The 14,711-nt window shown below is 36.0% G+C and carries 15 protein-coding genes; 2 read left to right on the top strand and 13 right to left on the bottom strand.

Features of this window, described 5'->3' with window-relative positions; all coding sequences use genetic code 11:
* Positions 1-19 precede the first annotated feature (19 nt).
* From G5B32_RS02135 to G5B32_RS02115, 5 genes are all read right to left on the bottom strand, one after another.
* Positions 20-940, bottom strand: coding sequence for a hydroxypyruvate isomerase family protein (locus G5B32_RS02135; protein WP_165289905.1), 921 nt, complete (start codon positions 938-940; stop codon positions 20-22).
* A 5-nt stretch (positions 941-945) separates the two neighbouring features.
* Positions 946-1,956 (bottom strand): FAD:protein FMN transferase, encoded by a 1,011-nt coding sequence (locus G5B32_RS02130; protein WP_165289904.1) that lies wholly within the window; start codon positions 1,954-1,956, stop codon positions 946-948.
* A 3-nt stretch (positions 1,957-1,959) separates the two neighbouring features.
* Positions 1,960-3,273 carry a Gfo/Idh/MocA family protein gene (locus tag G5B32_RS02125; protein ID WP_223815178.1) on the bottom strand — a complete coding sequence of 438 codons (1,314 nt, stop codon included), beginning with the start codon at positions 3,271-3,273 and terminating at the stop codon, positions 1,960-1,962.
* 40 nt (positions 3,274-3,313) lie between these two features.
* A complete protein-coding gene (locus tag G5B32_RS02120; protein ID WP_165289961.1) occupies positions 3,314-4,315 on the bottom strand; it encodes an SUMF1/EgtB/PvdO family nonheme iron enzyme in 1,002 nt (333 codons plus the stop codon).
* Positions 4,316-4,414: 99 nt separating this feature from the next.
* Positions 4,415-5,329: an AEC family transporter gene (locus tag G5B32_RS02115; protein WP_165289902.1), complete on the bottom strand. Its 915-nt coding sequence runs from the start codon at positions 5,327-5,329 to the stop codon at positions 4,415-4,417.
* A gap of 124 nt (positions 5,330-5,453) precedes the next feature.
* Here G5B32_RS02115 and G5B32_RS02110 point away from each other — a divergent pair, with 124 nt between their 5' ends.
* Positions 5,454-6,587, top strand: a complete 1,134-nt coding sequence (locus G5B32_RS02110) for an acyloxyacyl hydrolase (RefSeq protein WP_206366762.1) — start codon at positions 5,454-5,456, stop codon at positions 6,585-6,587.
* A gap of 20 nt (positions 6,588-6,607) precedes the next feature.
* Here the strand turns inward: G5B32_RS02110 and G5B32_RS02105 are convergent, their stop codons facing one another.
* From G5B32_RS02105 to G5B32_RS02090, 4 genes are all read right to left on the bottom strand, one after another.
* A complete protein-coding gene (locus G5B32_RS02105) occupies positions 6,608-7,216 on the bottom strand; it encodes a hypothetical protein (protein WP_165289901.1) in 609 nt (202 codons plus the stop codon).
* Between the two features lie 9 nt (positions 7,217-7,225).
* Positions 7,226-7,969, bottom strand: coding sequence for a hypothetical protein (locus G5B32_RS02100; RefSeq protein ID WP_165289900.1), 744 nt, complete (start codon positions 7,967-7,969; stop codon positions 7,226-7,228).
* A 105-nt stretch (positions 7,970-8,074) separates the two neighbouring features.
* Positions 8,075-8,938 carry a flagellar motor protein MotB gene (locus tag G5B32_RS02095; protein WP_165289899.1) on the bottom strand — a complete coding sequence of 288 codons (864 nt, stop codon included), beginning with the start codon at positions 8,936-8,938 and terminating at the stop codon, positions 8,075-8,077.
* Between the two features lie 226 nt (positions 8,939-9,164).
* Positions 9,165-10,196 (bottom strand): quinone-dependent dihydroorotate dehydrogenase, encoded by a 1,032-nt coding sequence (locus G5B32_RS02090; RefSeq protein WP_165289898.1) that lies wholly within the window; start codon positions 10,194-10,196, stop codon positions 9,165-9,167.
* 96 nt (positions 10,197-10,292) lie between these two features.
* Here G5B32_RS02090 and G5B32_RS02085 point away from each other — a divergent pair, with 96 nt between their 5' ends.
* On the top strand, positions 10,293-12,206 hold the full coding sequence (locus tag G5B32_RS02085; protein WP_165289897.1) for an ABC-F family ATP-binding cassette domain-containing protein: 1,914 nt from the start codon (positions 10,293-10,295) through the stop codon (positions 12,204-12,206).
* A gap of 39 nt (positions 12,207-12,245) precedes the next feature.
* Here the strand turns inward: G5B32_RS02085 and G5B32_RS02080 are convergent, their stop codons facing one another.
* The 4 genes from G5B32_RS02080 to G5B32_RS02065 are packed head-to-tail and all read right to left on the bottom strand — an operon-like array spanning position 12,246 to position 14,701.
* Positions 12,246-12,695: a GNAT family N-acetyltransferase gene (locus G5B32_RS02080; protein ID WP_165289896.1), complete on the bottom strand. Its 450-nt coding sequence runs from the start codon at positions 12,693-12,695 to the stop codon at positions 12,246-12,248.
* Between the two features lie 5 nt (positions 12,696-12,700).
* Positions 12,701-13,150 (bottom strand): GatB/YqeY domain-containing protein, encoded by a 450-nt coding sequence (locus G5B32_RS02075; protein ID WP_165289895.1) that lies wholly within the window; start codon positions 13,148-13,150, stop codon positions 12,701-12,703.
* A gap of 7 nt (positions 13,151-13,157) precedes the next feature.
* Complete coding sequence (locus tag G5B32_RS02070) at positions 13,158-13,916, bottom strand: SDR family oxidoreductase (protein WP_165289894.1); 759 nt, start codon at positions 13,914-13,916, stop codon at positions 13,158-13,160.
* 2 nt (positions 13,917-13,918) lie between these two features.
* Positions 13,919-14,701: a PorT gene (locus G5B32_RS02065; RefSeq protein WP_165289893.1), complete on the bottom strand. Its 783-nt coding sequence runs from the start codon at positions 14,699-14,701 to the stop codon at positions 13,919-13,921.
* Positions 14,702-14,711 lie beyond the last annotated feature (10 nt).

Here is a 14,711-nt window from a genome sequence, read left to right as displayed (position 1 = left end):
TTATAAGTGGTTAATCAATTTAAAAGTTATCTGCTTCTCTATAGGCCGCTACTAGTTTATCTTCTCCTTCTTTTCCAGATTTGGACATACCGTGTTCCATTCCTACGATACCTTTATAGCCTTTTTCATGAAGCCATTTGAAGACATTTTTGTAATTGATCTCTCCAGTATAAGGTTCCTTACGTCCTGGATTATCACCTACTTGTATATAAGCGATTTCGGACCAACATAAATTCATTAAACTGATTAGATTACCTTCATTTTTTTGCTGATGGTACGCATCATATAATATTTTACATGAAGGACTATTAACTGCTTTACAAATTTCGTAAGCTTGATCTGTAAATCTTAAAAATAAATCTGGCGTATCACTTAATGGTTCTAATACCATTGTAATGCCATGAGGCTCGAATATTTCGGCTCCTCGTTTTAATCCTTCTATTACGTTAGCAGTTTGAACACCAATAGGCAAGTTTCGTTGATAATCTCCAGGAACAACAGTAACCCATTTCGCGTTTACGCGTTTTGCTACTTCAACAGAATCACGACACCCTTTTAAGAATATATCAATATGCTCCTGTTTATTTGCCGCCAATGTATTTTGACCATTACCACCTTTAGGGACTACAAATACCCCCATACGCATGCCCAATTTGGCTAACAATTCACCAACTTGTTTTTGCTCATCTACTGAACGACCAGGCATTCCATTGTCCTCGATGCTACGGAATCCTAAATCATACATGTAACGTATTTCATCTAAAAAGTTCTTCCCTGCACTCGCAGAAAACATACCTTGATGAGGTGCATAATCTAATTTAAAGGGGGTTGATTTAATCATTTCTTTATTTGGGTTTATAAATTCTGAGGTTTTATTACTTGACAAGAAAGCGCCTGTAACTAGCAAAGTGGAATTTTTAATAAAATCATTTCTTTTCATGCCGTTTATAATGGGTTTTGTACTTTATAAATATAATTATTAAATCCTGAGCTTTGCAATTCTTTTAACGTATTATTTTCATAATATATTATATATGCTTCCACGTGAGGTAAAGTCTCCACAAATGAGATAGCTTCCTCAGGTGGCAAAAACATAAGATAATTGTCCAAAGCATCTGCTTCCATTGCTTTATTGGCAATTACAGTAGCAGAAAGCGTATTATTGGTTAGTGGATAACCTGTTTTGGGATCAATGTGATGAGAAATTGGCTTTCCATCAACGACCCTATATTTTTCATAACTACCAGAAGTTGTTATGGCTTTATTTTTTAAAGATATTTTATAACCACCTTTCGTATCGTTGCCAGGTCTTTGTATTTCTATTTTATACGTTTCACCACTCGGCTTTTCGCCTTGACAGTAAATTTCACCACCAACTTCTACGATGAAAGAAGTAATATTTTTTTGCACTAAATACTTAGACAACACATCTACAGTGTACCCCTGTGCGATACCATTTAAATCAATGGCAACATTTTTATTCCTTTTTTTGAGATATTTCCCGCTTAATACAAGTTTATCTCGACCAATATGTTGAAGTACACTGTCCACCTGACTCTTGCTGGGATTGAACCGAAAACCATCTGGACCAAACCCCCACAGTTTTAAAAGAGGAAAAACGGTTACATCAAAATAGCCATTTGTAACCTTATGATATTTCAAACTTGCCTGAATAACCTTATACATATGCTCATCAAGCTTAACCTTCTTGTTATCTCCCGAATTAAAAGAACTAATTAAGGAATTGGGTTTATAAAGAGACATGGACGCATCAATAACGCTAAATATGCTATCAATATCTTCTTTTGTTACGATTTCTTCGTCAGCAAAATACTTCACTTCGTAAGTCGTTCCTTGGGCTTGACCTCTAATTATATAGGGGATAGTAACAATAGGATATGCTGCAGAAGCAACATATCCCATTAAAACATATGATATAAGAATAAAAAGTTTCAAATATTAAATAAACAAATTGGTATTAATACCAGGTACTGCTACTGGATAAACACCATTAGCATCCGGCAAAATTTTTGGTTTTGCATCCCATGCCAAAGTTTCTGGCATCAAATCAATTTCTGATTTCAATGCATCCTCCCATTTAATCACCTTACCTGTATAACATGCGATACGTCCGATGATACCAGCTAAAGAGCTGTAAGCACCGTATTCTGCATTATTAAATTTATATTCACCTTTTGCAATCGCAGCAAATAGTTCTACGTGCTCTTGTTGATACGGATTTGGATTTCCTTTAGGATCATGTCGATAAATTTCGTTTCCTTTAGCATCCCAAAGAATAGCTCTACCTCCAGCTGAAAGGTAGATTCTTCCTTTAGTACCTTGGAAAGTTTCGTCGACACGGTTGTGTGATCCTTCAAAGTGACAACATTGGCTTGTCACAACAGCCCCATCATCATAAGTCATTTCAATAGAGAAATTATCATAAATCTCCCCATATTCTTTACCAACACGATGCGCTCTCGAACCTACACCTTGGATAGAAACCGGATATTTTCCTTTTATCCAATTCGCTATATCAATATTATGAACGTGTTGTTCTACGATATGATCACCACACAACCAATTGAAATAATACCAATTACGCATTTGGTATTCCATCTCCGTTTGCTCTGGTTTACGCGGACGTACCCATACACCACCACTATTCCAATATACCTGACCTGCTACGATATCACCAATTGCACCATCCAACACACGTTTAATACCTTCGCGATAGTTGAACTGATAACGGCGTTGTAGACCAACTACAACATTCAATTTCTTTTGTTCAGCAATCTTTGCAGCAGCTAAAATACGACGCACCCCTGGTACATCCACTGCTACAGACTTTTCCATAAAAATATGTTTTCCTTGTTTTACCGCTTCCTCAAAATGTTGAGGACGGAATCCTGGAGGAGTTACTAGAAGAACTACATCAGCATCTTTAATAGCGTGCTTGTATGCATCAAAACCAACATATTTGCGAGACTCAGGAATATCCATTTTATCCGAGTATCTTTTGGATAAGTTGTTGTAAGCTGCATCTAGATTATCCCTAAAAGCATCAGCCAAAGCTACCAATTTAATGTTTTGACCTGAATTCAACGCATCCGCAGCTGCACCTGTTCCTCGGCCCCCACAGCCGATTAATGCTACTTTAATGACATCCGAACCCGCTGCAAATACTGACGAAATGCTTGAAGCATTTACAGCAACACCTCCCGTAACTAGGGCAGATGTTTTTATAAAGTCTCTTCTTTTTATATTTTCCATGTTGTTTATCATTGGTAATGTTGTAAAATATATACTAGGTTTAAAAATCTTCTATTGGAGCTTGATCATAATAAGCCATAATTTCTTCGTGTGTCGGTGGGTTTACTGGACGTACTAGACGCAACCCCACGAATGGTGCTTCTGGAAACCACCAATTCGATTTTGGCATTTGTGGATCTAATTGTTTCCATATTGGATCAGAGGCACCTCTTGCTGCTGAACGCAATTCATTAGCAGGGCTACTGAACGACCCACCTCGTACTACATGTGGATACAATTCAGTCGGTACTACCACTGGATTTTTTGCCTTTTTACCAGCAAATTGTTTATAAGTATCAGCATGATATTGATCGTATGTCCATTCAGCCACATTCCCAATAATATCATACAAGCCAAATGGATTAGGTTTCTTTTGTCCTACAGGATGTGTTTTCTGGTCGCTATTGTTTTCGAACCAAGCATAATCATCCAATTTACCTGCATCGTTGCCAAAGAAATAAGCATCCGTAGAACCTGCGCGGCAAGCATATTCCCATTCCGCTTCTGTTGGCAATCTATAAAATACACCTGTACGCACGTACAGCCATTTACAAAACTGAATTGCATTGTAATGCGTCATCGCTAATGCAGGAAACCCTTCTTTACCAAAACCAAAAGTCATATCCAAATAAGGTTTCGTAGGCCGTGTTACCGCATCTACATCAGCTGGTACCTTACCGTCATTTTGCTTGGATTGTTCGTAGTCTTTGTATAGGAAAGATTGAAAAATATCCCAGGTCACTTCGTGTGTTCCCATCCAGAAAGCATCGATTTCAACTTGATGAGCTGGTTTTTCATCTGCTTTGGCAGATTTATCATCACCTCGTGTGTACACACCTGCAGGAATTGCTTCCATAGAAAACGAAAGGGTAGTACCTTTTATTTGTTGAACATATCTCTCGTGAGATGGCTTATTTTGATTCTTCGTTTCTGACTTTTTTATTTGCGCATCGGCAGAATATATACTTCCCAAAAGTAGAAATGAACAAATTGCTTTGTGCATCACAATTATTAATATTTTATTTAAATGTTATAACAGTTATCAAATTCTAAGATAAGCGAATTATAACTTAATAAAGTAATAACAACAGTAACAATTAGATTACAGTAGTGTATTAATTACACTATACCATATAAATGAGAGAAATATGCCAATTATGATACTTATACCAATAAGGGTATTTGCAAATTTTACGTTAAGACCAAATTTTTCAACAACGATACTAGAAGCCACCAAGCATGGCATAGTCATCTCAAAAACAGACACTCTAAAAAAATCACCATGTAAACCCATTGCATAAAAAGTTCCTATAGCGAAAATGGGTATTATTAACAATTTCATAACCACACCTGCGTAAAGCGCATTCAGCTCATGCGAAATACGTTTGAAATTCAATTGCATACCAATCGAAAACAAGGCCATTGGACTGACTGTTGCTGCAAATGATGAAAATACACTATTTAAGGTTTCATTTTCCAAATATGAATGAAATATCAACGCTAAAAAGCAGGCTATCAAAGGTGGAAAAGTAAGGATACGCTTGAATATATACTCGTATTTTTCCTTATCCGAAGCAAAAATATCTTTGCAGCTTGCTGCTAATAATACTCCGAAAAGTGATAACGTAAAAAAGGTAACCTGATCACTGACAATTGCAACTTTCAAAAACTCTTCACCGTAATAAGTGCTTACTAAAGGAAATCCTATAAAAGAAGTATTGGATAACCCTGCAACGATGATCAAAGTATATAATGTTCTTTTGGAAAATTTCGTCCAACGGTTTAGAAACCGAAAGAAAACATACGATAAACCAAAGCCTGCAAAAGGTAAAGCTGCCGTATATACATAATTAAAACTCCAGTTAATTTGAGGGATATACTTAAGTGCAATAGATGGCAACCCCACATAAATCACCCATGTATTAATTGCTAAATGCCCTCCTTTTTTGGTCAGTTTAAAATATCTAAAAAGATAGCCAAACAGCAAACACAAAAAGATTACTATAAAATTAGACATCAGCAAATGGTTTAGAATCTAAGTCATTAGAATTGACTTAGATATTATAAATATTAAACTCTGTAAAAAAGTATTTTCTCTATTTTTGCACAAAAATAAAGCATTAATAACTCAGATCTACGTTTTGAAACACATTTTTTTACTAATTTTTACTATTATTTTATATTCGGAAAAATCTCTTGCAATAGTCATTCAAGATAGTATTAAGACTAAAAATTTAACTTCTTTAGTTATCGAAGCTGAAGTTGAAAATGGTGGGATATTAGCTTTTGGTGAAGTAAAGGAAAAAACTTTTCAGGACGCTTATTATAATGGTGTGAATGTAAAAGTAGGCTGGAAAATTCACAAATCACAAGATCAATATTTTAAATTATATAATAATCCTATCTATGGCATAGGTTTATATAGTAGTACTTTTCATAACAAAGTAGTTGGAAGTCCCTATGCAGTTTATGGTTTTGTACAAACTCCTTTCGGGAATATAGACAATGAAAAATGGTTGTTTGATTACCGTATAGGACTCGGGCTTTCCGGGAATTTCAAACCTTATCACGAGAATGAGAATCCGCTTAATCTAGCAATTGGAACAAAAAATAATGTTTTCATCGATTTCGGAATTCGTAGCCAATATAAAATTAGTCCTAAAATAACGGCGGGTTTAGGTTTAGCATTTCATCATTTCTCCAATGGAGCCTTGCAATTGCCAAATAAAGGTGTAAACCTTGTACCGTTGACTGCTTCAGTGACATATTATCCTCATGTTATAAATTCTATGAAAGACAGTTCCACCATACAAGCGTATACGGATAAACTATATTACCACGTTAACATAGGAGCTGGTTGGAAACAAGTTCAACGGGACCTGGACAAAAGATTTTTCAAATCAACATTGAGTTCGTATGTCAGCAAGCATATTTCACACAAATGGAGATTGGGGTTGGGAGGAGAATTATTTTATTCGGCTTCAGGAAATAGTGAAGAAATTGCGGAAGAGAAGTCGGGAAAATTGAGCTCATATCTCTCAGGTGGTCCAAGCTTTTATGTAGCGCACGTGTTAAATCAAGACTTGCTTCTAAATGGTAATATTGGATATTACATTCATAACCAAGATTTCAATGGTGAAATACAAAAGATATTTTTAAGAGCAGGATTTAGGTATTATGTGTACAAAAATCTCAACGCAGGTGTTTCCATCAAAGCACACAAAGGAAAAGCAGATTATATAGAATGGACAACGGGATATACCTTTAATAGATAATAGCCCATTGTCCGCATATTTTAATTTAAGCTTCTTCCTACCGCTTTAGAAATGGATCTTCCAAAATCTTTATCTACAGTAATATATCCTGGATAGAAGTAATTTTTGCCACCAATTTTCACAGACGGTTTTATTTTCAAAGCTAAGAAAGCATCGCTGTTACGTGTAAAAATATCACTTAACACTTTTTCAATACCCTTTTCTTTAGCTACTCCAAACAAATTCGCTCTGAAACTCAAAGGAACAACCATGCTTTGACCCTGAGCCAAATTAATATTTTCATTTACCGATCCTTCAAACAAAGGCTTTCCGCCCATTTCGATTAAATATTTAAATTCATTAATCTTAGTAACTGTTGAAGTTGGATTAGTCATTTGAAGATTAACTGTGGCCTCCAAAGGTAAATCCTTAGTCAACAACGCCATCGCAATTCCTGGAAGACTACTTAATGATACGCCACCATTTGTTTCAAATGAATTGATATCTCTTCCAGCGATTCGCATATTATTTACCGATGTAACATCATAATTGAATTTCCCTAAAGCAGCTATTTGCGCCTTTTGATTCAATGCACAACCGCTCAATATGAAGACGGTTGCTACTATAACTAATAAACCTATTTTTTTCATATGTAAATTTTATTTTCCAAATGTGTAAACTAATCCTAACGTAAATACAGAATTACCCGCTTTCAAATACTCATTGTTGTTTAATCCTATATTAAAGCCATTGGTATATTGTAGTTGCAAACCATTAACCAATTGCATACGGGTATAAAACAAAGGTTCAATAAAGAAATTTTCTTCTGTTGGAGAAGTTGCTCCATTCAACCAAAATTCTTTCATCCCTACTCTACTTAGACGAATTGCGGTACCATAGTTTAATTCTTTTTTGTCACCAAAAATATTTATTTTCTTTTTGCGTGTAGATGAATAGTTTAGCTGTAAAAATATTTTATCAAAATTCATTTCTCGCGACTCCACCAACTCATAACCGTAGATAGAAGCACGCTGCTTGAAATCCTTTGTATTTCCTATACCATAGCCTCCATAGATTTCCAACACCTGTCTTTTTTCTTTTCCTATAGCTGTAAAGTAGCCAATTCCTCCTTCTACTAATTGCTGACGAAAATAATCGTTATTACTTGCGCCAGTGTTGACAGAAGAACCATTTGCAATAACTGCTATATGCTCACTAAGAGCAGCACCAGCAGTAGCCGAAATATTTCCTTTCGCATTAAAATGTCCTGCAACATAAACTTCACCCGCATTTTTAAACATCGGCGTCGCTGGAACATTAGGCATATATATTGAACTACAGCTTGACAAAAATACTGCACAAAACAGTATAAATAAATAATGATTAGTAATGATTTTTGACATACTCTTTGACACGAACAATCATGCCAAATTACAAGAAAAAGTCCTTGGTAATGAACCAAGGACTTAATTTTATACTTTTTAACGAAAATCTCTTATCCGAATGATTTATTCTGTCTCAGGAGCTTGATCAATTAACTCCATAAATTGATCCAACTTAGGCGTAATAATGATTTGCGTACGTCTATTTCTTGCTTTACCAGCTGTAGTAGAATTATCAGCAATAGGATTATATTCACCACGACCTCCAGCTGTTAATCGCTTAGGATCTACACCATATGTATTTTGTAAAGCCTGTACTACCGACGAAGCACGCAAAGCTGATAAGTCCCAGTTGTTGCGAATATTCGGTTTAGAAATTGGATCCGAATCGGTATTACCTTCAATCAACACCTCGTAATCTTTGTAATCTTGAATAATCTTGGCAATCTTACTTAATGTTTCTCCTGCCTTATCAGAAATTTCATAACTACCTGATTTATAAAGCATGTTATCCGACAATGAAATGTAAACTACACCTTTTAATACTTGTACATCCACATCTTTCAATTCTTCGCGGCTCAATGAACGTGTCAAATTGTTAGTCAACACCATGTTTAAGGAGTCTGACTTATTTTTAGTGTTCACTAAATGTTGGATGTATTTGTTCGAAGCATTGATTTCGTCCACCAACTTTGAAATGTTAACATTTCCTTGAGAGTTTTGCGCGATACTTTGATCCAATGTACCTTGTAATTTAGCATACGCTTCTTTCAAAGCAGCATTATTTTTACGTTCGTACTCTAGTTGATCTTCTAAGCTTTTGACTTTCGCACGGCTTTCCGTCAGTTCCAACTGTGTTTTTTGATACAGTTGACCTAAGTCTTTGTATTGACTGTCTAAGGCAGCGTATTTTTTATTGCTGACACATCCTGTCATCATCAATCCGCCAAGCAATATTGTTAGAGGAAGGATTCTTTTTATTGTAACCATAATCTGTTTTTTTGTTTGGATGAAAATTAGCAATTATAATACCTAAATACAATGTTTTATTGTTAAATAATATTAAAAAAAATCCTTCAACCGGGGAGATTGAAGGATTCTTAACTAACCAATTATTAACCTAAATTATGAATTACTAAAACTTATTCAATACTTATGCCAAAATTGGTTGTGTCATTTTCTTATTAACATATTTTAACAATATTATGCTAAGACGTTATTTCTTATTCAATAATCCTTTACAGATATTACTTACTAATGCTGGGCCTTCATAAATAAAACCAGTATATACTTGCACTAAAGATGCTCCAGCATTCAATTTCTCTATGGCATCTTCAGCCGAATGAATACCACCTACCCCAATAATTGGAAATGCGCCATTAGATTTAGTATGAATATATTTGATCACCTCTGTCGAACGTTTGGTCAATGGTTTTCCACTCACTCCTCCAGTTTCTTTCACTAAGTTCGGATCAGATTGTAATCCTTCTCTCGAAATCGTCGTATTCGTAGCGATTAATCCAGCAATTTTTGTTTCCGTTACAATTTCAACAATATCATCCAATTGCGAATCTGTCAAATCTGGTGCTATCTTCAATAAGATTGGTTTTGCTAGAGGCTTTTCAGCATTCAAACCTTGTAAAGTATTTAAGATATGCATCAACGGACCTTTCTCTTGCAAATCACGTAATCCCGGTGTATTCGGCGAACTTACATTCACCACGAAATAATCTACATACTCATATAATGCATGAAAACAGTAGATATAATCATTAACAGCTTCTTCATTTGGCGTCACTTTATTTTTACCAATATTTCCACCGATAATGACACCATTACGCTTTTTAAGATGTTTCAAACGACCTGCTGCTACATCCGCACCTTGATTGTTGAAACCCATACGGTTGATTAGCGCTTCATCATTTACCAAACGAAACATACGTGGTTTATCATTTCCTGGTTGAGGTTTTGGAGTCACTGTTCCGATTTCGATAAATCCGAAACCAAAATTTGCCATATCTTCAATGTACTCAGCATTTTTGTCAAAACCAGCTGCCAATCCTACAGGATTTTTGAATTTCAAACCAAACACTTCTCTTTCCAAACGAGGGTCTTCTACCGTGTAAATCGACTTTAATAGCGACTTTGCTCCCCACACTTTCGTGAAGTTGCGTAATCCATTCGTAACGGTGTGATGTGCCTGTTCTGGCTGCATCGAGAAGAAAATTGGTTTTACTAGTTTGTACATTATAAATATGAATCTTTATTCCAAAAATGATAATCCTTTTTGCGTAGCTACAAAGGTAGAAAAGAAGCAGAAATATTCACTACTTTTGCATTCGAAATGATATCAATAAATAACTTAACATTTGAAATTGGCTCAAGAGCCTTGTACGACGAAGCAAACTGGCACATCAAGCCGGGAGACAAAGTAGGTTTAATCGGTGCTAACGGTGCGGGTAAATCCACTTTATTGCGTTTAATCGTCGGACAGTACACACCTACCTCAGGTACCATTTCAATGGCCAAAGACTTGAAAATTGGTTATTTGAACCAAGATTTATTGTCTTACCATTCGGAAAAAAGCATTTTACATGTAGCTATGGAGGCTTTCGAGCGCCAAAATCAGCTGCATACAGAAATAGAAAATCTACTTAAGAAATTAGAAACGGATTATTCGGATGATATCCTAAACAAACTAAGCGACAAACAAATGGAGTTTGAAGCTTTGGATGGATACAACATCGAATTCCGTGCGCATGAAATCCTAGCGGGTCTTGGTTTTTCGGAAGAAGAACAAAAAAGACCGCTTGCGACGTTCTCTGGAGGTTGGCGTATGCGTGTGATGTTGGCACGAATTCTATTGCAAGCGCCTGATATCTTACTATTGGATGAGCCGACCAACCACATGGACTTACCTTCCATCAAATGGTTGGAAAATTACTTACAAGCATTTGAAGGTGCCATTGTCATTGTGTCGCACGATAGATATTTCTTAGATAGAATTATCAAAAAAACTGTAGAATCCCGCAAAGGTAAATTGACATTGTATGCAGGTAATTATAGCTTCTATTTAGAAGAAAAAGCTATGCGTAATGAAATCCAAGCGGGACAATTCAAAAATCAGCAGGCTAAAATCAAGCAGGAAGAAAAGTTAATTGAACGTTTCCGTGCCAAAGCTTCAAAAGCTAAAATGGCTCAGTCTCGTATCAAGGCTTTGGAACGTATGGAGCGTGTGGACGATGTTGATGATGACAATCCAGAAGTAAACTTCAGCTTTAAGTTTTCTAAACCTTCGGGTCGTCATGTGGTGACTTTGGAAAATATTTCGAAGTCGTACCCGAATTTGGAAATTCTTCGCAATACGAGCGCATTAATTGAAAAGGGCGATAAAATTGCCTTAATCGGTGCCAATGGTAAAGGTAAGTCTACCCTATTGCGTATAGTAGCGGATGCAGACCAAAATTTCGAAGGTAAAGCTATAAAAGGACATAATGTTTCCCAAACTTTCTTTGCACAGCATCAATTGGAGGCTTTGCACTTGGAAAATTCCATTATTGCAGAAATGCAAGCATTCGCGCCAAAACATACCGAAACGGAATTGCGTTCTATTTTAGGCTGTTTCTTATTCACAGGCGATGATGCTTTCAAAAAAATCAAAGTCCTTTCGGGAGGTGAAAAATCACGTGTTGCCTTAGCAAAAGCCTTGACTGCGGATGCCAACTTCTTGGTACTCGATGAGCCGACCAACCACTTGGATATGGCTTCGGTAAATATTTTGATTCAAGCTTTGCAACAATACGAAGGAACTTTCATCGTCGTATCCCATGACCGTTATTTCTTGGATAATGTAGCTAATAAAATTTGGTTTATCGAAAACAAAGAAATCAAAGAATACCCAGGTACTTATCAGGAATACGAAGAATGGAATGCCAAACGTGTCATAAAAGCAGAACCTAAAGAAGATAAAAAGGTAGTCAAAGAAAAGCCGAAAAAACAAAAGCAAGCGCCTTCGGATGATACAAAAAGAATATTATTGAAGAAAAATAAAGAGTTAGCACAATTAGAGGAGCAGATTGCTACAAAAGAATCGGAAGTAAAACAATTAGAAGCACATTTAGCTTTAGAGGAAGTTTACTCGGATGCCATCAAATTGCAAGAAGCAACTCGAAATTATAATACTGCGAAAGCTGAATATGACCAATTGCAACAAAATTGGGAAACATTAGCAGAAGAAATAATGGAATTAGAGGGATAATAAAAAGGAAGGCTTTACAAATTTGTAAAGCCTTCCTTTTTATGCTAACACCATTTCTACATGGGGAATATTATCCTCTAAATAAGGTTCTTCACTTACCCGTACAAAACCTACATTTTCATAGAAAGCTTGTAAATGCGCTTGTGCACTAATTCGGATAGCTTCATATGGAAAATACTTACGCATTGCTGAAATAGCTTGTCGCATAAGTTCTGTTCCTAATTTCAAATGGCGAGCATTGGGGTTAACGACTACCCGACCAATTGATGCATCCGTATAAGATACATTTGGCGGAAGCAATCGCGCATAAGCTACTACCTCATCATTAATTATCCCCATCAAGTGTTTACCTTTCAAATCTTTGTTATCACATTCAGGATACAAACATTCTTGTTCTAGCATGAACACATTGATGCGAAGTTGTAAAATCTTATACAACTCAAGACTTGTCAAGTCAGCAAATTCTCGAACTATCCAAGTGGTGCTCATGAAGGTTATGCTAAGCTTGATTTTACGATTTCAGAGATCGTCTTACCGTCTGCTTTACCAGCTAATTGTGCATTTGCAGCACCCATCACTTTACCCATATCTTTCATGCCAGCAGCACCAGTTTCAGCAATGATATTTTTCACCACTACCTCGATTTCTTCACGAGATAATTGTTTCGGAAGATATTCTTCGATTACTTGTTGCTCTTCAAATTCTGTTTGAAATAAATCCTCACGACCTTGTGCTTTATAGATTTCACCAGATTCTTTGCGTTGTTTTACTAATTTTTGTAACACTTTTATTTCAGCATCTTCTGTCAATTCCTCAACTCCAGCTTTCTCGGTTTTTGCTAACAAAATAGCAGCTTTCACCGCACGTAATCCTCTCAAACGCACAGCATCTTTAGCGATCATTGCCGCTTTGATATCTTGATTAATTTTTAATTCTAATGACATAATACAATTATTTTCTGTTTACAATAGTTCCATTTGCTTGCGCCGTAGGCATAATCAGCAAATCATTAATATTCACATGTTCAGGACGAGACAATACAAAAGCAATTGTCTCCGCAATATCTTCACCACTCAATGGTATCAAACCATTATACACCGATTTTGCACGTTCCTTATCTCCATGAAATCTTACTTCCGAAAATTCGGTTTCAACCATACCTGGATTTATCGCTGTCACTTTAATACCAAAAGGCAACAAATCGATACGCATCCCTTTATTTAATGCATCCACAGCATGTTTTGTGGCACAATACACATTACCGTTTGGATAAACTTCCTTACCCGCGATTGAGCCCAAATTAATGATATGTGCATTGGAGCTTTGTTTCAGCAAAGGCGTAACAGCTTTTGTGACATATAACAAACCTTTAACATTCGTATCAATCATACGATCCCAATCATCTGTATCACCATCTTGAATAGGATCCAATCCCTGACTAAGACCAGCATTATTGATTAATACATCAATATTTTTCCATTCTTGGGGTAGAGTATCTATAGCTGTAAATACTTCTTCCTTATTGCGCACATCCAACACAAAAGTATGTACTTCAACCTCGACAGATTGTTGCAATTCTTCTTTCAATTGCGCCAACCTATCTTCGCGACGCGCACATAGAAGCAACCTATAATTTCCTTCTTTTGCTAATACCTTAGCACAAGCAGCGCCTATTCCCGAACTAGCACCTGTAATAAAAACTGTTCTCATTTTTATTGAAATATGAGGCTAAAATAGATATTGCGAATTAATCCTCGATCTATTGGAGCCATAAATTTGTTTTCCGCAGATAAAATATGATTTGTACTCAATACATTATTGAGACTTTGACTGAATCTCACTTCTGGTGAAACCTTAAAGTAAGATAAATAAAAATTAAACCCCAACCCTGCTTCCCAAGACATATATTCAGGTCTAAGGATAATAGCATCGGATATTGGTCTTTTGTTTCTTTTCTCAACAATAAGGTCAGAATACTGATTTAAAAGCCCCGTCCATCTTGTAAGTCGAACTCCACCCAACATATAGGCTCGATATTTGGAATCGGAATTAAAAAATCTTTTTTCTTCCGAACGATAATTCAGTCCAATAGGAAATTCGAACGAAGTAAAATTATCCCCTCTTAAGTCCTGTAATATATGTTTGGATTTACGAGAAATAATAGCTTTCTCCACATCTAAAGGCGTGTAGTCAATGCTGTGAGAATTAAGAATATTAAATGAAGGCGAGAAATTTATCGAAAGTCTCTCACTCCATCTGAAATCCATAGGAATACCTATAGCAAATCCATGTGAACGTTTGCTATTAACAGATTTTATTCCTCCCAGATAAGTAATATCCTGCGCATCATCATCGAAATTGTCAAATAATTGCTTCCAATTATCCTTTAATTTCAATTGATAGTTTTGATTTATATAATTATACTGAAACCCAATCTGAATTACGGCATCTTCATCATAACCGCTAAATGGGAAACTCACAAAACTCTGTGCCAACGATGTGGAA

The organism is Sphingobacterium sp. SGL-16 (genome assembly GCF_011043515.1).
Classification (GTDB): domain Bacteria; phylum Bacteroidota; class Bacteroidia; order Sphingobacteriales; family Sphingobacteriaceae; genus Sphingobacterium; species Sphingobacterium litopenaei.
Note: the sequence above shows the minus strand (reverse complement) of the source record. Positions and strands in the feature narration are given on the sequence as shown.